Origin of the sequence: Desulfonatronum thiosulfatophilum, from assembly GCF_900104215.1 — a bacterium.
GTDB lineage: Bacteria > Desulfobacterota > Desulfovibrionia > Desulfovibrionales > Desulfonatronaceae > Desulfonatronum > Desulfonatronum thiosulfatophilum.
The window spans coordinates 122,755-140,366 of the sequence record NZ_FMXO01000004.1 but is presented as its reverse complement, the minus strand read 5'-3'; the positions used below and the strand labels follow the sequence as shown (position 1 = coordinate 140,366).

14 protein-coding genes and 1 other RNA gene are annotated in these 17,612 nt (G+C 58.7%); 5 read left to right on the top strand and 10 right to left on the bottom strand.

The features are described 5' to 3' along the window. Positions 1–250 precede the first annotated feature (250 nt). On the top strand, positions 251–568 hold the full coding sequence (locus tag BLP93_RS04430) for a hypothetical protein (RefSeq protein WP_092117634.1): 318 nt from the start codon (positions 251–253) through the stop codon (positions 566–568). Positions 569–596: 28 nt separating this feature from the next. Here BLP93_RS04430 and BLP93_RS04425 read toward each other — a convergent pair whose 3' ends face one another. Further along, entirely contained in the window at positions 597–1,292 is a 696-nt protein-coding gene (locus tag BLP93_RS04425; protein ID WP_092117631.1) for a queuosine precursor transporter, read from the bottom strand. A gap of 279 nt (positions 1,293–1,571) precedes the next feature. Beyond that, positions 1,572–1,667, bottom strand: an RNA gene (ffs, locus tag BLP93_RS04420) — signal recognition particle sRNA small type. A gap of 200 nt (positions 1,668–1,867) precedes the next feature. Between ffs and pruA the strand changes: the two genes are divergently transcribed. The 3 genes from pruA to BLP93_RS04405 all read left to right on the top strand — a co-directional run bounded on the left by pruA (position 1,868) and on the right by BLP93_RS04405 (position 7,138). After that, the gene (pruA, locus tag BLP93_RS04415; protein WP_092117895.1) at positions 1,868–4,897 is read left to right on the top strand and encodes an L-glutamate gamma-semialdehyde dehydrogenase; all 3,030 of its coding nucleotides are present in this window, start codon (positions 1,868–1,870) and stop codon (positions 4,895–4,897) included. A gap of 33 nt (positions 4,898–4,930) precedes the next feature. After that, positions 4,931–5,506: a glycine cleavage system transcriptional repressor gene (locus tag BLP93_RS04410; protein ID WP_092117628.1), complete on the top strand. Its 576-nt coding sequence runs from the start codon at positions 4,931–4,933 to the stop codon at positions 5,504–5,506. Positions 5,507–5,764: 258 nt separating this feature from the next. Beyond that, positions 5,765–7,138 carry a PFL family protein gene (locus tag BLP93_RS04405; RefSeq protein WP_092117625.1) on the top strand — a complete coding sequence of 458 codons (1,374 nt, stop codon included), beginning with the start codon at positions 5,765–5,767 and terminating at the stop codon, positions 7,136–7,138. 49 nt (positions 7,139–7,187) lie between these two features. Here BLP93_RS04405 and BLP93_RS04400 read toward each other — a convergent pair whose 3' ends face one another. Further along, positions 7,188–7,886, bottom strand: coding sequence for a class I SAM-dependent methyltransferase (locus BLP93_RS04400; protein WP_092117622.1), 699 nt, complete (start codon positions 7,884–7,886; stop codon positions 7,188–7,190). 3 nt (positions 7,887–7,889) lie between these two features. On the opposite strand from BLP93_RS04400, the gene BLP93_RS04395 reads away from it, so the two are divergent. Next, on the top strand, positions 7,890–8,081 hold the full coding sequence (locus tag BLP93_RS04395; RefSeq protein WP_092117619.1) for a hypothetical protein: 192 nt from the start codon (positions 7,890–7,892) through the stop codon (positions 8,079–8,081). Between the two features lie 105 nt (positions 8,082–8,186). On the opposite strand, the gene ilvD is transcribed toward BLP93_RS04395, so the two are convergent. From ilvD to BLP93_RS04360, 7 genes are all read right to left on the bottom strand, one after another. After that, positions 8,187–9,857, bottom strand: a complete 1,671-nt coding sequence (ilvD, locus tag BLP93_RS04390; RefSeq protein WP_092117616.1) for a dihydroxy-acid dehydratase — start codon at positions 9,855–9,857, stop codon at positions 8,187–8,189. Positions 9,858–9,957: 100 nt separating this feature from the next. After that, complete coding sequence (locus BLP93_RS04385) at positions 9,958–10,839, bottom strand: cell division protein FtsX (RefSeq protein ID WP_092117613.1); 882 nt, start codon at positions 10,837–10,839, stop codon at positions 9,958–9,960. A gap of 6 nt (positions 10,840–10,845) precedes the next feature. Further along, on the bottom strand, positions 10,846–11,526 hold the full coding sequence (ftsE, locus tag BLP93_RS04380; protein ID WP_092117610.1) for a cell division ATP-binding protein FtsE: 681 nt from the start codon (positions 11,524–11,526) through the stop codon (positions 10,846–10,848). 13 nt (positions 11,527–11,539) lie between these two features. Continuing rightward, the gene (locus tag BLP93_RS04375; RefSeq protein ID WP_092117892.1) at positions 11,540–13,756 is read right to left on the bottom strand and encodes a vitamin B12-dependent ribonucleotide reductase; all 2,217 of its coding nucleotides are present in this window, start codon (positions 13,754–13,756) and stop codon (positions 11,540–11,542) included. Positions 13,757–13,996: 240 nt separating this feature from the next. Continuing rightward, positions 13,997–15,157, bottom strand: coding sequence for an ABC transporter substrate-binding protein (locus BLP93_RS04370; RefSeq protein ID WP_092117607.1), 1,161 nt, complete (start codon positions 15,155–15,157; stop codon positions 13,997–13,999). Positions 15,158–15,268: 111 nt separating this feature from the next. Continuing rightward, positions 15,269–16,303: a thiamine-phosphate kinase gene (thiL, locus tag BLP93_RS04365; RefSeq protein ID WP_092117604.1), complete on the bottom strand. Its 1,035-nt coding sequence runs from the start codon at positions 16,301–16,303 to the stop codon at positions 15,269–15,271. A gap of 156 nt (positions 16,304–16,459) precedes the next feature. Then, complete coding sequence (locus BLP93_RS04360; RefSeq protein WP_244148637.1) at positions 16,460–17,431, bottom strand: aldo/keto reductase; 972 nt, start codon at positions 17,429–17,431, stop codon at positions 16,460–16,462. Positions 17,432–17,612 lie beyond the last annotated feature (181 nt).

Sequence of the window (17,612 nt, the reverse complement as noted above, 5' to 3'; positions counted from 1 at the left end):
GCCAAGGGCGGGCAGGGGCAACTCCCATTCGCCCCGACTTCATATAACCACCTGTCAGCATTCGGGCAAGTGGAAATGCAGACCTTCAGGGGGATCATTTCCAACTTCGCGCCTCCGGTCCTGCTTGATATTTTTGCTGTTCTCAGTCGATCATCTTGATTGTCAAACCAAGCAGGTGAACAGTTGGTGGACAAAGATGCGGCGCATCCTTTAAAGGCCTGGGTGGGTGAGATATGCGAGAAGAACAAAAATGCTGGTCGGCGAAATGAGGTGGCTGATGCGGGAAAAAGCGAAGCAATACCTGGAATACTTTGACTTTAAATTCCTGAAGGACGAAATACAGATTCGACTGAACGAAGATGCTCCTCGCCCGTTATCGAATTTGGTTACCCGTGTTTGTGAATCAGGCGATGAAACCCTGCTGACTTGCATCTACGAGACGCTGAACTGCATCGCGGATGCGGATGCGCTGTCATGTTGCGAAATTGATGAAAAAGTGTGCCCCGAGGAGATTTTCCGGAGCGTGCTGGCTGAACTGGACAACTCCCTACCCACCGAAAATCAATAAAGGGCGAGGTAGACTCAAGCCTCCACGTCTACTTATTTTCACGAACTGCAAGCACGTCCCGCGGTTTGTAGCGGGCCGCCAGATAAATGAACGGCGTATCCAGGAAAGCGACCAGCAGTTTGATCAAATAGGTGCTGAGAACGATCTGTATCCAGACGTCCATGGGGAAGATACCGATAAAGGCGATGGAGCAGAAAATCAGCGTGTCCAGCAGTTGACTGACCAGGGTGCTGGCATTGTTGCGCAACCAGAGATGCTTGCCGGCGGTGCGGTTTTTCCAGAATTGAAACGCCCAGATGTCGTGCCATTGGGAGATCAGGTAGGCTACCATGCTGGCCAGGACGATGCGGGGCAGGACGCCGAAGATGGCTTCCAAGTGCGGCTGGGCGAAATCCGTCGGGGACGGGATGAAGACCAATGCGATCTGCATGTAGGCCATGGCCAGAATCAGGCTGAAAAAACCCAGCATGACGGCTTTCTTGGCCTCTTCTTTTCCGTAGTGTTCGTTCAGCAGGTCCGTGGCGAAAAAGACGCTGGCATAGAGGATGTTGCCGAGAGTGGTGGTCAAGCCGAACAGTTCAATTGTTTTCAAGACCTGGACATTGCAAAGGATCAGGTTGAACACGATCAGGGCGAACAAGCCCGGCTTGCCGAACCAGCGAAAAACCACCAGAACCATGATCAGGTCCAGCAGGGCAAATCCAATCCAGAGCGCTTCATTCATGTGCTTCTTCCGGTCTTGTTTACTTGCAACTATACAAATCAGCTTGCGAGGGAAAAGGCGGTTTAAAAACTTGTGGCAAGCATGACCTGGATTCCCGCCTTCGCGGGAATGACTTGTTTTTCCAATGCCGCATCCGAGTCAGTCATGCCCCCGAAGGCGGGCATCCAGTCCGTTTTGCTCGGGATGAGCTGAACAGTTCCGTTTGCTTTTTGTATCAACGCCACTGGCCGCGCCGGGCATGATGTTTCAGACATAAAAAAGCACGGACGATTGTCCGTGCTTTCAAGGAAGCCAGGCACCCACAAGCCACTGTTACCGCTGCTCCCTTTCGGGCCTGACGGGATTGGCAGCACTCATGCCACCCGGCTTCCTCCACTTTTCCTAAAAACCGTTGCCAAAAAAAGTGAACCTAACAAATGGCTCTGTCTCTGTCCATCATCAGATGAACGTAATTGACCGGAGGACACTCCCGGCTTAGAGAAGAATGTTTTCAGGTGCCGCATATGTACTGGTGCGGCAACCTGTTCCAGAAAATAATGACCGACGAAAATACAATCCTTTTGGAGGTGAAATCGATGCATGACACGGATTTCGAGGGCCGGGTCGTTGCCCGGGGGCGGCAATTTTTTGGTTCCATCAAGGGTGAGGCGCCCAGCGTTTTCAATAAAGGGTTTTGGACCGGCAAGGTCATGGATTGGGCCATGCAAAACGAAGATTTCAAGATCCAATTGTTTCGTTTTGTGGACGTGTTGCCATACCTGAACACTTCGGAATCCTTGCAGAGACACATCGAAGAATATTTTTCCGGTCAAGGCAGCGGGGACATCCCTCCGGTTTTGAAATGGGGCGCCGAAAAATCCGGCGGACTCTTCGGCTCGTTTGCGGCCAAGGCCATGGGCAAGCTCATCCGGGCCAACATCGAAGGCATGGCCCGGCAGTTCATCATCGGACAGAACACCAAGGAGGCCGTATCCAGCCTGCAAAAGATCCGCAAGGACGGATTCGCCTTTACCGTGGATCTGCTCGGTGAGGCCACGGTCAGCGAGGAGGAAGCCCAGGCGTACATGCAGGGTTACATGGAATTGCTGGATGCCCTGGCCAAGACCCAGTCCTCCTGGCAGCCGCTCAAACTATCCGGGGTCGCTCCCTTGTCCGACCTGGACTGGGGCCATACCCCCAAGTTGAACGTCTCCATCAAGCCCTCTGCGCTCTACTCCCAGGCCAAGGCCGTGGACGTGGAAGACACGGTTCAGGGCATTCTTGCCAGGCTCCGGCCGATATACCGAAAAGTGCGGGAACTGGGCGGCGCCCTGTGCATCGACATGGAGTCGCTCAAGTTCAAGGAAGCCACCTTGGAGTTGTTCAAACGCCTGCGCACGGAAACCGAGTTCCGGGATTATCCGCACTTGAGCATTGTGCTCCAGTCCTATCTGCGCTGCACGGACGAGGATCTGTCCGATCTGCTGACCTGGGCCAGGGAACGCAGCCTGCCCATCGGCATTCGCCTGGTCAAGGGCGCGTACTGGGATCAGGAGACCATCGTCGCGGTGCAGAACGGCTGGCCGGTTCCCGTCTGGACAAAGAAGCCGGAAACAGACGCGGCCTTTGAACGTCATGCCAGACTTATCATGCAAGACCACGAACGGGTCTACTTCCAATGCGGCTCGCACAATATCCGCTCCATTGCCATGGTCATGGAAACGGCGCGGGATCTGGCCGTACCGCCGGAACGCTATGAGTTCCAGGTGCTGTACGGAATGGCTGAACCCGTGCGCAAGGGCTTGAAGAACGTGGCCGACCGGGTCCGGCTCTACTGCCCCTACGGGGAACTCCTGCCGGGCATGGCCTACCTGGTGCGCCGCCTGCTGGAGAATACCGCCAACGAATCCTTCCTCAAGCAAAGCTTCGCGGACCAGGCGGATATGGACCGCCTGCTGGAAAATCCGCTGAGTACCCTGGAACGCGAAAAGGCCCAGGCCGCTTCGCCGCAGGCCGCGGCCCGGGAGTTTTCACAGAGAGCAGGCTTCAAGAACATGCCCCTGGTGGACTTCACCGTGCCCGAAGCCCGCATGGCTTTCCCTGAAGCCATTGCCCGCATCCGGACCCAGCGCGGCCGAACCTGGCCGCTGTTCATCAACGGCCGGGAAGTGGTTACCCAGGATGCCATCGCCTCGTACAATCCCGCGGATCCGGAGGAAATCCTGGGCCATGTCTGCCAGGCCGGCCGGGAGGAGGTGGATCAGGCTCTGCAGGCCGCGCAGCAGGCCCTGCCAAGCTGGCGGGATACATCGCCCGCGGATCGGGCCGCCTACCTGTTCAAGGCCGCGGACATCTGCCGCCGCCGGGTGTATGAGCTCTCGGCCTGGCAGGTTCTGGAGGTGGGCAAGCAATGGGATCAGGCCTACAATGACGTGGCCGAGGCCGTGGATTTCCTGGAGTACTACGGCCGGGAAATGATTCGTTTGGGAACACCCCAGCGGATGGGCAACGCTCCCGGCGAGGTCAACGAGCTGTTTTACCAGGCCAAGGGCATTGCCGCGGTGATCGCGCCGTGGAATTTCCCCCTGGCCATCTCCGTGGGCATGGTCTCCGCGGCCATTGTCACCGGCAATCCGGTGATCTACAAACCCTCCTCCCTGTCGTCCCTTGTGGGCTACGGTCTTGTGGAAATATTCCAGGAAGCCGGACTGCCTGCCGGAGTGTTCAACTACTGCCCGGGCCGCAGTTCGGTGATGGGCGATTATCTTGTGGAACATCCCCAAATCAGCCTGATCGCCTTTACCGGATCAGTGGACGTGGGATTGCGGATCATGGACAAGGCGGCCAAGGTCCATCCGGGCCAGGATCAGTGCAAGCGGGTAATCGCGGAAATGGGCGGCAAGAACGCCATCATCATCGACGACGACGCGGACCTGGACGAGGCCGTGCCCCAAGTGCTGTACTCGGCCTTCGGCTTCCAGGGTCAGAAGTGCTCGGCCTGCTCCCGGGTGATCGTGCTGGATGCGATTTATGACCGATTCATGGACCGGCTGCGGGATGCGGCCCTGTCCGTGAAGATCGGCCCCGGCGAGCATCCCGGCAACTTCATGGGGCCGGTCGTGGACCGAAACCAGCAGCAAAATGTTCTCGCGGCCATTGCGGTGGCCAAAGAGGAAGGCCGGATCGCGGTACAGCGGGAAGTCCCGGGAAATGGCTGCTACGCGCCCATGACCATTGTCGAGGGCATTCGCCCTGAACACCGCACGGCCCAGGAAGAAATATTTGGTCCTGTGCTGGCCGTGATGCGGGCCAAGGATTTCACCGAGGCCCTGGAAATGGCCAATAATTCCCGGTTTGCTTTGACGGGTGGGGTATTCTCGCGCAGCCCCAAACGTCTGGAGCAGGCCAGAAAGGATTTCCGTGTGGGCAATCTTTACCTGAACCGTAACAATACCGGCGCGCTGGTCTACCGCCAGCCCTTCGGCGGCTTCAAGATGTCCGGCGTGGGCTCCAAGGCCGGCGGTCCGGACTATCTGCTGCAGTTCATGGACCCGCGGGTTATCACGGAAAACACGATGCGCCGTGGCTTTGCGCCCATCGCCAGCGACGACGAATGGGTTGGCTGATATGACGGAAATCAACAACTTTTAGGATATACAATGCAAGACCATGTTCAAAAAATGATGATCGCGGTTTTCGGGCGGGATCGGCCCGGGATCGTGGCCCGGGTCTCCGGGTTGTTGGCCACGATGGGCTGCAATATCGAAGATGCCACTCAGACCATTCTACACTCCCGATTTGCCGGAATGTTCGTGTTCCAGCCCCAGGCGGAGAGCCTCTCCACGGGCGATGTGCTGCACGCCCTGGAGCAGGGCTTCGCGGGAGAGGAACTCACCTTCTGGGTCTCGCTCCTGGATGATGCCACGACTGCGCAGTCGGGCGACGCCGGGCAGCCGGCGGCCCCCTTCGTGATAACCACCATCGGCCCGGATCAAGTTGGGCTTGTGGCTGGCATTACCGAAGTTCTGTTCCGGTTTGGCGTGAACATCACGGCCCTGCGGGCCAACGTCAAAACTGAGGACGCCTCCCAATGGGTGATGATCTACGAAGTCGACGTGCCTCAACAGGTGGACCGCAAACAATTCCGCGAAGCCCTTTACGGCAGAGCCCAGGAACTACGCCAGATCCTGAGCCTCCAGCACAGGAGCATTTTCGAGGCCGTGCATCGGGTTTGACGGAAATGAAATATTGAACCGCCCGCTTCGCTCAGGACACGGAGTGCGCAAAGAAGAAAGATTTTTGGCTCCTGCTGGACAAATGCAGGAGCCAAAAGACTTCAAGCCTATCGGCAATATATCATGGACAAAGCCAACGAAAAGCAGCTTTACCCAAGTGTCACCAAGGCGGGACAAGTAACTCCTGATGGTCGTTCAGGGCGTACCTCGTACAAAGCGTCCCAGATTTTTATAATGGAATATTGGAGATAATCATAAATGCTTACAGAAAAAGAAGTGCTGGGCACGCTGGAAATGTTGCGCAACGAGCACCTGGATGTGCGCACCGTGACCCTGGGGCTGAGCCTGTTTGATCTTGCGACACATGACATAGGACGCTTTCAGGATCGATTGATGTCCAGAATTACGGGCATGGCGTCCACGCTGGTGGATGTCTGCGATGAAGTGGGGGACATCTACGGCATCCCCGTGGTCAACAAGCGGATTTCCGTGAGCCCCATGGCCGTGGTGGGAGCGCCCTTCTCCTCCCGCGAGCTGGTTCAGGTGGCCATGACCCTGGACCGGGCCGCCCAGGAAGTGGGCGTGGATTTCATCGGCGGGTTCAGCGCCCTGGTGGAAAAGGGGCTGGCCCGGGGAGATCTGAGCCTGATCGAGGCGGTACCCGACGCCTTGACCGCCACTTCGCGGCTGTGCGCGTCCTTCAACGTGGCCACCACCGCGGCCGGGATCAACATGGACGCCGTGCTTTTGATGGCCAAGACCATCAAGGCCGCAGCGGCCATGACCGCGGACAAGGACGGCCTGGCCTGCGCCAAGCTGGGCGTGTTCGCCAACATCCCGCAGGACGTGCCGTTCATGGCCGGGGCTTATCTTGGCGTGGGCGAGCCTAATGCGGTGATCAACGTAGGCGTCAGCGGGCCGGGCGTGGTCAAGCGGGCCCTGGAGCGGGCCATGCAGGAGGACGACCATCTGGCCCTGGACGAGATTTCCCACGTCATCAAGCGAACGGCCTTCAAGGTGACCAGGGTCGGCGAGCTGATCGGCCGGGAAGTGGCCAGGAGACTGAACGTCCCCTTTGGGGTGGTGGATCTGTCGCTGGCTCCGACGCCCAACGTCGGTGATTCCGTGGGCGAGATTTTCCAGGTTCTCGGCCTTGCGCACATCGGCGCGCCCGGTTCCACCGCCGCCCTGGCCATGCTCAACGACGCGGTGAAGAAGGGCGGCGCTTTTGCCAGTTCGTCCGTGGGCGGATTCAGCGGCGCCTTCATTCCGGTGAGCGAAGACCTGAACATTGCCGAGGCTGCGGCCCAGGGACACCTGACTTTGCACAAGCTGGAAGCCCTGACCAGCGTCTGTTCCGTCGGCCTGGACATGGTCGCCCTGCCTGGCGACACCTCCGCCGAAACCCTGGCTGCGATCATTGCCGATGAAATGGCCATCGGCATGATCAACCGCAAGACCACGGCGGCGCGGCTGATCCCCGTTCCGGGCAAAAAGGCCGGCGAAAAAGCCTTCTTCGGAGGACTCCTGGGCGAGGCCGTGATCATCCCCGTGCCCGGAGCCGGCGGCTCCGATCGATTTATCAACCTGGGGGGTCGGGTCCCGGCCCCGCTGCAGAGCATGGGGAACTGATCTCCAGGGCTAGGATGGAGATCGGATAGAAATCCTGAATTCTCCGGTATTACAGCAATTGATGATTATCAGGTTTGCTCCTGTTAGCCCCGGATGAGGCGGGCTGTTCCATGGGGCGGAGTTTGGCCTTTTCCTTCCAGGCCATGATCGGCGTGAGCGGCGTGTCGCCGACAAGGTCGCAGCGCACCCCGGCATAGGCACCCAGGTACGGCGGCCACAGGCGGCAGTTGAGCTTGCGCCATCCGGACTTGGCGGACCATGTCCGCTGGGGGCCTATGAGCACGGAGCGGGAATGCATGGGACGTGACCCGGCCTGTTTCCAGATCAGGGAATTGATCTGCCACCAGGAGAACCAGCGGGCCTTGTCCAGGAATCCTTTCTTGCCGCTTCGCAAACTGCTGCGCCGGGCAACGGCGTAAAGAGAATGCCTGTTCAAAAAGGTGACCAGAATGGCCTTTCTGGCCACGCGCAAGGCCTCGCTGATGACCTGATCGGGATCGGAACAGAATTCCAGGAGCGTCAACAAAGCCACCACATCGAATTCCTTGTCCCTGAACGGCAGATGCTCGGCCTGCCCCAGGTGCAGATCGGCCCGATGTTCCAACCGCTCTCTGGCCAATTCAAGCATGGCCGGGGACGCGTCCAAGCCAGTGACGTCGAAGCCGCTTTCCCAGAAAAACTGCAGAAAACGACCCGGACCGCAGCCCACTTCCAGCAGTTTTTGCTGCCGCCGAGTCCAGGGAGCCATGAAATGCTGCAGCAGGCGTTTTTCCTGGGCCAGGGCAAAGGTGCCGACTTCGGTTTCATGCCAGCGGTCGTAGACTACGGCCTGTTCCCTGTTGATGCGTTCAGTGATGGAAAATCTCCCGCGGGTTTTGGTGTTGAATGGACCTTTGTAAAGGCGTCCCTACAATGTCAATGCCGTCCCGGTCATTTCGATTAATAACGTGAATCGTCTGCATAGCCGCTTGCGCGGAGCGCCTATGCAGGATGGTAACGCTCAGATATTCCGTTCCTCTCCAAGATGGACGATGTGACTGGACTCTCCCTACGAAGAAGTAAAAACGGCGCCCTTGGCCGCGGAGGATGCAAGGCGGGCGTAGCGTCGCAGGAAGGGCGACGTGATGTTGCGTTGTTGCGGTTGCCATTGAGCGCGTCGTGCGGCCAGTTCCTTTTCGTCCACCAGCAGGTTGAGCTTTCGTGCCGGGATGTCGATCTCGATGGTGTCCCCTTCCTGGACCAGTCCGATGGGTCCTCCTTCCACGGCTTCCGGCGAGACGTGGCCGATGGCCGCGCCCCGGGTGCCGCCGCTGAACCGACCGTCCGTGATCAGGGCCACGTCCTTGTCCAGCCCCATCCCGGCAATGGCCGAAGTGGGAGTGAGCATTTCGCGCATGCCGGGCCCCCCTTTGGGGCCTTCGTTGCGGATGATCAGCGCGTCTCCGGGATTGATCGCGCCGCCGAGTATGGCGGCCACCGCCTCTTCCTCGCTCTCAAAGACCCTGGCCACGGATGTGCGGACAAGCATTTCCGGGGCCACGGCGGACTGCTTGACCACGGCCCCGTCCGGAGCCAACGAGCCCTTGAGGATCGCGATGCCCCCTTCAGGACTGTAGGGCGCGGCAAGGGAGCGGATCACGTCGCTGTCCAGAATCCTGGCTCCGGCGGATTCCAAATTCTCGCCGAGGGTTTGGCCGGTGACGGTCTGAACGGTGAGGTCCAGGAGGCCGCCTCTGGCCAGTTCGGCCATCACGGCCGGAATCCCGCCGGCGCGCTGCAGATCTTCCATATGATGGCTGCCGGCCGGTGACAGGCGGCACAAGTTGGGCGTGCGTCGGCTGAGCTGGTCGAAGATGTCCAGACCCAGATCCAGGCCGGCCTCGGCAAAAATGGCCGGCAGATGCAGCACCGTGTTCGTGGAGCAACCCAGGGCCATGTCCGCGGTCACGGCATTGCCCACCGATGCTGTCGTGACGATGTCCCGGGGCCGGATATTCCGTGCCAGCAGATCCATCACTCGCGAACCGGCCTGCTTGGCCAACCGGACCCGGGCCGCGGTGACCGCGGGAATGGTTCCGTTGCCGGGCAGAGCAAGGCCGATGGCCTCGGACAGGCAGTTCATCGAATTGGCCGTGAACATGCCCGAACAGGAACCGCAGCCGGGGCAGGCGCAGGCTTCCAGCTCCTCCAGCTCCTCGTTGCTCATTTGGCCCTTGCGCACCCGGCCCACGCCTTCGAAAACCGAAATCAGGTCCACGGCCTTGCCCTGCCAGGCACCCGCCAGCATGGGGCCGCCGCTGACGAGAACAGCAGGGATGTTCAGACGAAGCATGGCCATGAGCATGGCCGGAACGACTTTGTCGCAGTTGGGCACGCAGACCAGTGCGTCAAATGGGTGGGCCATGGCCATGGCCTCGATGCTGTCGGCGATGATCTCCCGGCTGGGCAGGCTGTAGCGCATGCCCTCGTGGTTCATGGCCAGGCCGTCGCAGATGCCGATGACCGGAAATTCCATGGGCGTGCCGCCGGCGGAACGGATGCCGTCCTTCACCGCCCGGGAGATGGTATGCAGATGGATATGGCCGGGAACCACCTCGTTGGCGGAATTGACCACGCCCACCAACGGCCGTCGCATCTCTTCCCGGGTCATGCCCAGAGCGTGCAGAAGGGAACGGTGGGGCGCCTTTTCCAGGCCCTTGGTCATGATCTCACTGCGCATGGGAACTCCTTGTTTGTTGTACTGAAGCGTTGACGGTATCAAAATATCTGTTGATGAAAAACCCAATTTTGGGGAGGAGACGGAAAAGCCTTGCGGGCGGTTACTTTTCCCGCAGGGCCACCCAGCTGCTGAGAATGCCCATGAATACAAGCACCACCAGAAACAGCAACGTCTGATCGTTCGGCAAATAGTCCAGGTGCAGCCACAGGGGCGGAAAATGGAGCAGATCCTTCAGGCTGAGCTGGACCCCCTTGAGCATGAGCAGGGCCAGCAACCCTCCTGCCAAGCCGAGCAGCCCTCCCGAAACCAGCATGGGCAGCTGGATGTACCAGCGGGAGGCGCCCACAAGGCGCAGAATTTCCACTTCGTTGCGCCGATGCAGCTGGGAAAGCTTGATGGTATTGCCCACTACCAGGGCCAGAACAAGTCCGAGAAACAAGATCAACGGCCAGATGACTTGACTGCTGAAACGGGCCCAGCCCCTGGCCAGATCCAGTTGCAACGGATTGAAGCTGACCTTTTCCACTCCGTGCAGGGCTTCCAGATACAGGTAGGTGGACTTGGCCCAGGTCTGCTGGTCGTCGTCCCTGACCGCAAACGTCAGCAGGGCCGTTGCCGGCAGCGGGCTTTGGCCCCGTAGCCAGGAGAAGTCGCCGGATGCGCCCAGGCGCTGCATGAGCAGCTCCAGCCCCTGGTCCGCGGTGTAGGTCTTCATCTCCACAAGATGATCCAGGGCGCTCAAGGACGTTTCCCATTGGGCTTGGATGACCTGCTGATCCGTTCCGGGCTGCCAGTAAACCTGGAACTGGATTTCCCCCTGGGAGCGTTGCAGTTCCTGATCAAGATTGTACAGGACCAGCAGAAACAAACCGGCCAGGAAGGCCACCAATGTCACGGCAGCCAGGGTCAGAACCTGGATCCAGGGATGATGGCGGATATCCGTCAGCCCCTGCAGAAAAAGCTTGCCGATGATCTGGAACACGTCAGGCTACTCCGTATCGGACAGCGACCAGTTGGCCCAGGCGACGGAGCCGTCCTCGAGATGCAGGATCTTGGCCGTAGGCAGGCAGGACAGGATTTCCTGGTTGTGGGTGGCCAAAATAATGGTGCTGCCGTGGGCATGAAACTGGAGAAAAATGCTCATCAGGCGCATGGCCAGCTCCCGGTCCAGGTTTCCGGTGGGTTCATCCGCCAGAAGGAGCTGCGGGCCCACCACCACGGCCCGGGCAACGGCCACGCGTTGCTGCTCGCCTCCGGACAGTTCGGCGCATAAATTCTGCGCCTTGGCTTCCAGGTCCAGCCCCCGCAGCACCGCCCGGACCCGGCGCTCGGTATGGGGACGGGGCATGTTGCGCACTTCCAGGGCCAAAGCCACATTTGCGAAAACCGTACGTTCGGGAAGGATCTTGAAATCCTGAAAGACCACGCTCACCTCGCGCCGCAGCCGATGCACATTGCGCGAGGTGAGCGTCTGGAGGTCGAAACCCGCCACCGAGGCCTGCCCGCGTTGCAAGGGGATGGCGCCGTGCAACAGGCGGAGCAGGGTCGTCTTGCCCGCGCCGCTGGGGCCGACAAGGAAAAGGAAGTCACCCTTGCAAACATCCAGAGAGATGTTTTTCAGGGCCCAATGAGGCCCGAAGTTGTGAGATACATGACGCAGAGTGATCATATACGCCAGAGAATCAACCGCACTTCGTATACCCGCAGCCCGGGCAGACAAAGCAGCCTTCCTGAAAAATCAGAGGCTTGCTGCATTCCGGGCATTCCGGCGAAGAAAGGGTGTCGGTCATTTCAGCCTTGCGGCCCTGCATGTAGCGGCTTTCGAGAATCCAGGAAACCGCGTCCGGGATGGAGAGCAGGATGTCCTTTTTCTGGAAGACCGGATGCTCGCCGCCAATGCCCTTGAGCTGGCTGACAATGTCCTCGACGCCGATTCCGGAGCGCAGGGCCAGGGAAACAAGGCGACCGATTGCCTCGGCCTTGGCCGTGATGGATCGTCCGGACTTGCCGATGGTGGTGAAGACCTCGAAAGGGCGTCCGTCGACCTCGTTCACCGTGAGGTAGAGGAACCCATATCCGGTCTTGACCTTCTGGGTGAAGCCGTAGACCACGTCCGGCCGTTCCCGGACAACCCGCTGCGCTTTCTCTGACTCCTTGGGCTTGCCGCCGTCACCGGTGCACAATACTTGGTTGCTCTTGCAGCCGTCCCGATAGACCGTGACGCCTTTGCAGCCCATTTCGTAAGCCATCCAGTAGATCTGCCAGATGTCTTCCCGAGTGGCCTCGTGAGGCAGGTTCACGGTCTTGGAAACGGCGTTGTCCGTGAATTTTTGGAACGCGGCCTGCATCTTGAGATGCCATGTGGGCTGAATGTCGTGGGCCGTGACAAAGACCTTGCGGATCGTTTCAGGAAGGTAATCCAGGTGATGGATGGTGCCCTTGGACGCGACTTCCTCCATCAATTTCGGGCTGAAGCACTGGGCAGCATGCAGGGCCTTCTCGAACCAGGGGTTGGCTTCCAGCAGCCGTTCACCGTCCATGACTTGGCGCACGAAGCTCAGGGCAAACAGCGGCTCCACCCCGGAGGAGCAACCGGCCAGAATGGACAGCGTGCCCGTGGGGGCGATGGTCGTGGCCGTGGCGTTGCGAAACGGGCCCTGCTTGTGTTCGGCGAAGGTGGATTCCGCGAAGCCGGGAAACGGACCACGCTCCTCGGCCAGAGTCTTGGATGCGCTCTGGGCCTCAAACTGGATGAAGTGCATGACCTTTTCCGCCAGATTCAGGGCTTCCTGGCTATTGTACGGAATGTTCAGACGGAACAGCATGTCGGCCCAGCCCATCACGCCCAGGCCGATCTTGCGGTTCTTTTGCACTGTTTCCGTAATTTTATCCAAGGGGTAGCGGGACGCGTCGATCACGTTGTCCAGGAAACGGACCGCCAGATGAATGTCGCGCTTCAACTCATCCCAGAGGATGTCGTCCTTTCCGGAATTCTGGATGTACCTGGAAAGATTGATGGAGCCCAGGTTGCAGGCCTCGTATGGAAGCAGCGGCTGTTCCCCGCAAGGATTCGTACTCTCAATTTCACCCTGGCCGGGGGTGGGGTTGTCGCGATTGATGCGGTCCAGGAAGATGATGCCGGGATCGCCGCTTTCCCAGGCTTTTTGGACCAGAAGACCGAACACCTCCCTCGCCTTGAGCCGTTCTTTGACTTGGTTCGTGTGGGGCGCGACGAGTTCATATTCCTCGTCCTTCTCCACGGCCTGCATGAAAACTTCGGTCAATCCCACGGAAAGGTTGAAGTTGTTCAGGTCGCCTTCCCGTTCCTTGGCCCGGATGAACTCCAGGATGTCCGGGTGGTCCACCCGAAGGATGCCCATATTTGCGCCGCGACGCGTACCGCCCTGTTTGACCTGCTCCGTGGCCGTATTGAAAATCCGCAGAAAGGAAATCGGGCCGGATGCGATTCCGCCGGTGGAGCCGACGCGGCTCTTCTGGGGACGCAGGCGGGAGAAGGAAAAGCCGGTTCCTCCGCCGGACTTGTGGATCAGGGCGGCGTACTTGATGGCGTCAAAGATCTCCTCCATGGAGTCGCCCACGGGCAGTACGAAGCAGGCGGCCAACTGTCCGAGATCCGTGCCCGCGTTCATCAGGGTCGGTGAATTGGGCAGAAAACGGTATGTGATCATCAGATCATAAAAATGGAGTGCCAATTCTTCCACGGAATAAGATGAATCGACATATTTGGCCTCTTCGGAAGCAATGGCCGCGGCCACGCGCCAATAGAGTTGCCGCGGTGTTTCCAATACTTCGCCCTGGGAGCCCTTGCGCAGGTAGCGTTTGGTCAAAACCACCTCAGCGTTGGGCGGCAAAACAGGTTCCGGAAGCCCGGCAGGCATCTCGGGCAATGAGGTCAATGAAATGGACGACGTCACGAAGAACTCCTCTAGAATCAATATTTTATTAGAATCATGGCACGCGGGACGATCCCCCGATAGTCATTCGGCCGAGCATACTGTCATGGGACCAATCATCTGGCAATATTCACAGGGGCATCCTCCGGGGAGGGCTTGCGGGTAAACATCAACATTCCAAATTGGCAGAAAATGCGCAAAAGCAGGCAACCGCGAGGATTGCCCCTACTGCATGACCCACTCGCCCTGCTCGACCTTGACGATGATCAAAGAATCCGTGTCCAGGCCGTTGTGGTCTTCCTCGGACAGGGTGAATACACCGCTGACCCCGACAAAACCTGATGTCTGGCGCAGAGCGTCCCGAATGGCTACGGGGTCATCAGGACCGACCTTGCGCAGGGCTTCGGCTAAAAGCATGATCGCATCCCACGCATATCCGGAATGCGTGTTCATGGGGTATTGACGCTCGAACTGGTAGACGTCCTTGTACAGGCGGATGAACTCCATGACTACGGCTTTCTGGGGGTCGTCGTCGGACAGTTGCTCCGCGGCCATGAGCTTGGTGGAGGGCATGTATGTTCCGTCTGCCGCATCGCCTGCAAGTTCCAGATACTTGGGATCGGGGATCCCGTGGCAGTGCATCAGGGGAATGGTCAGTCCCAATTGCTGGACGTTCTTGCTGACCAGGGCGGCAGCCGGTCCGATGGTCCAACAAATGATGAATTCGGGATCGGTTGCCCGGATCTTGACCAGCTGAGTAGTCATGTCCGTATCCGTTGGGGCGAATTGTTCATTGGCCGTGATGGTGATCCCATACTCTCCGGCCAGGCTGGTCAGCCAGGACAGGCCGTCCTTGCCGAAGCCGTCGCTGGCCGTGAGCAATCCGACACGGGTCACGCCCCGGCTTTGCAGATATTCATAAACCCGGCTCACAGCTACGGAAGAACGTTGCGGACTCTTGAAGATCCAGTCGAAGGGACCGAAGCGGTCGCCCATGATCACCGGATCTCCGCCCACCGTCATCACTGTCGGAACCCGTCGCTGATGCAGATACGCCTTTACGGCCATGCCGGTGTCCGTACGGGTAGGGCCCACCAGGGCCGTGACCTTTTCCCGCTCCACCAGCCTGCGCGCCGCCAGCAATGCTTTCTGGGGATCGCTCTCGGTGTCCGCGACCACCAATTCCAGAGGGCTCCCGTTGATGCCGCCGTCCTTGTTGATCTTCTCCACCACCATTTCCGCAACCAGCTTGGTAGGAGTGCCGATGAACGCAGCCGGACCGGACAGGGCGAAAAATGCGCCGATCTTAATGGGTTCGGCGGCCAGGACAGGGCCGGAAAGAGAGATCAGGGCAATAAGCAAAAAGGCAACCAGTTGTTTTTTCATACTTCATTTCCTCCAGCTGGATGTAGATCGACACGGAAACAAGACGCACAAAGGGCCACACGCAATGGGATAGAGCGTGAAAAAATGGATATGGCAAAGGGTTATCGGCGGCTACCGGCCAAAATGGTCAAATCCATGAAGCAGAATTCTTTCTTCTCTGAGCATGATTCCCGAGGTCGGGGTCACGTCGCCGAGACGGCTTACCTGGGGTACGGCGGATTGCAAGACCTCCCAACTCCCAGCGGCGACGGCCCCTAGGAGAGCATAGTCCTCGCCTCCCCGCAGCGCCCATTCCAAAGCGTCGACCAGATTTTCGGCGGCGAAGCGGCGCAGTTCCGGATGCAGATCCTGCTCTGCCAGTGTGATACGGCAGCCCAGGTGTGGGCCGAGAAACCTCGGCAGGTCCCGAGCCAGTCCGTCGGAGACGTCCATCAGTCCGCGGATTGTATCCATGGCTCCCAGAGCGCAGGCCTCCGCCACATGCATGGCGGGCCGTAGATGGGCCTGGATCGCCTGCGGATACATGGCCTGCGCGTGGCGATTTTGTCTCCCGAAACTGTAGTCCTGGATTTTTACATTACCGTTCAGAGCCAGGCTTTCTTCCAACTGGGCCAAGCCCAGACGGGCCAAGCCGACTTCGCCAACTATGAAAAGTACGTCTCCGGGCCGTGCCTGGGCCCGCTGCAGGTAACGACCGCCGGGAACTCGTTCACCCCAGATGGTAATAGCCGCTCCCAGACAAGAGGCCCGGGACAAATCCCCTCCGACAAGATCGAGGTCATGCTCCCCGGCCAGCCCGGCCATGCCCTGAAAAAACTCAATCCAGTACGCGTCATCGACTCCATCGGGGATCATGAGATTCAAGGCAAAAGCCGTCGGCCTCGCTCCCATGGCGGCAATGTCGCTGATGTTTACGGCCAGGGCCTTGTAACCAAAATCCTCGGCGCTGAAGTATTCTCGTCGAAAATGAACGTCTTGCAGAAACAGATCCGAGGAGACGCAGAGCGAATCGGTGCAGGAAACAACCGCGCAATCGTCGCCCCGGCCCAGCAGCAATCGATCCGAACTCGGGAAACAACGGTCAATAAGCGCCAGAAAAGCGTCTTCGGATTGGAGGTTCGATTCTTTTTGAGTATGATTATCCATGAAGCAGATGCAGTATTTTCCAGAATATGCAGCAATCCAGAGAGTTAGGCTCCGAAATGTCCTTGCATAGGGAGGACGACGGCAACGCAAATGCGTTTGTCTTTTCGCTTGAACGGCGAGAAAAAGCAAACAGGGATATTATTGCCCGCGAAGGAGCTACCAGTAGTGTTTGAAAAAATTTGCCTCGTCGTGATACGGTTGCACCTTGGCCTCAATGGCGCCAAGTTCTTGCTGGGAAAACGGTGCGAACTGCGAGGCTATTTGAACATTTTCCTCTAGTTGTTCCAGATTGGAAATACCCACGATGGCCGTGCTCACCGGAAAGCTCAGGGTATAACCCAACGCTTCGCGCATCGAGTTTAACCCGCCTTCCCGAAAAATTCGATTCACCGCGGTGACTTTCATGGCAATGATGCCCAACTGTTTTTCTTCGGCCAAGCGCAAGAGATCCTTTTGAAAGGGCTTGAAATGGATATCCCCGGCATTGAGGGTCATGAGCACAGTGTCAAAGTCATATGACCGCAGGGCATGCAGCAGGACCTCCGGATCCTTGTGGCCGGTGATGCCGATATGACGGATCACCTTTTCGGACCGTAGCTGCTCCATGGCCCGAATAGCGCCCTGCTTGCCCAGCGCCATGTCGACATCCTCCATGACCCGCACGTTATGGATTTGATACAGATCCAGGTGATCCGTCTGCAGCCGCTCGAGGCTTTGCTCCGCAAGCCGCATGGTTCCATCGTAACCACGATCATGGGATTTGGTGGCCAGAAACACCTCGTTACGCCTGAGCGCCATGACCTTGCCGATGTTGGTTTCACTGCCTCCCGCACCGTAAGTTGGTGAAGTGTCGATGTAGTTGACGCCCAAATCCAAGGCGCGATCGATCAGGGCCATAGCCTCGTATTGATTTCCCCTTCGCTCCAGAGCCGACTCCCCTCCAAGGCTGAACACCGAGACTTCAAACCCCGTTCTTCCAAGTTTTCGCTTGGGCATCGTGGCAGGCGACATCGCCGCCGCAAAACTTTTTGGCCGATCAACGGCTGAGATGAGACCGGAAAGCCCCAGCCCGGCAGCCGCACCCACTGTGTTCCGCAAAAATTTTCTGCGATTCATTTTTCCAGCCATACGCACCTCCATGCACTTTCAGCTCAAATTCAAGGCAGATTTTCCGGACGCAAGTCGTTTGTTCGCCGGCATTTTGAGCTGAGTTGATAATGGAAGAGTTGCTGTCAGCTGGACTCAAGTCAAGCCCCCGCCAAGTCTTGATCTGGTCATTTCACACGGAATCAACGAGATGGAGTACGCC

What these genes read in the sequence shown, in the direction of transcription:
- ftsE (WP_092117610.1), bottom strand. Translation starts at nt 11,526, where the DNA reads ATGATCACTCTGCGTCATGTATCTCACAACTTCGGGCCTCATTGGGCC.
- BLP93_RS04395 (WP_092117619.1), top strand. Translation starts at nt 7,890, where the DNA reads ATGCTGCAGCAGGCGTTTTTCCTGGGCCAGGGCAAAGGTGCCGACTTC.
- BLP93_RS04405 (WP_092117625.1), top strand. Translation starts at nt 5,765, where the DNA reads ATGCTTACAGAAAAAGAAGTGCTGGGCACGCTGGAAATGTTGCGCAAC.
- BLP93_RS04360 (WP_244148637.1), bottom strand. Translation starts at nt 17,431, where the DNA reads ATGGCTGGAAAAATGAATCGCAGAAAATTTTTGCGGAACACAGTGGGT.
- BLP93_RS04375 (WP_092117892.1), bottom strand. Translation starts at nt 13,756, where the DNA reads ATGCCTGCCGGGCTTCCGGAACCTGTTTTGCCGCCCAACGCTGAGGTG.
- thiL (WP_092117604.1), bottom strand. Translation starts at nt 16,303, where the DNA reads ATGGATAATCATACTCAAAAAGAATCGAACCTCCAATCCGAAGACGCT.
- ilvD (WP_092117616.1), bottom strand. Translation starts at nt 9,857, where the DNA reads ATGCGCAGTGAGATCATGACCAAGGGCCTGGAAAAGGCGCCCCACCGT.
- BLP93_RS04410 (WP_092117628.1), top strand. Translation starts at nt 4,931, where the DNA reads ATGCAAGACCATGTTCAAAAAATGATGATCGCGGTTTTCGGGCGGGAT.
- BLP93_RS04425 (WP_092117631.1), bottom strand. Translation starts at nt 1,292, where the DNA reads ATGAATGAAGCGCTCTGGATTGGATTTGCCCTGCTGGACCTGATCATG.
- BLP93_RS04430 (WP_092117634.1), top strand. Translation starts at nt 251, where the DNA reads ATGCTGGTCGGCGAAATGAGGTGGCTGATGCGGGAAAAAGCGAAGCAA.
- pruA (WP_092117895.1), top strand. Translation starts at nt 1,868, where the DNA reads ATGCATGACACGGATTTCGAGGGCCGGGTCGTTGCCCGGGGGCGGCAA.
- BLP93_RS04400 (WP_092117622.1), bottom strand. Translation starts at nt 7,886, where the DNA reads ATGGCTCCCTGGACTCGGCGGCAGCAAAAACTGCTGGAAGTGGGCTGC.
- BLP93_RS04370 (WP_092117607.1), bottom strand. Translation starts at nt 15,157, where the DNA reads ATGAAAAAACAACTGGTTGCCTTTTTGCTTATTGCCCTGATCTCTCTT.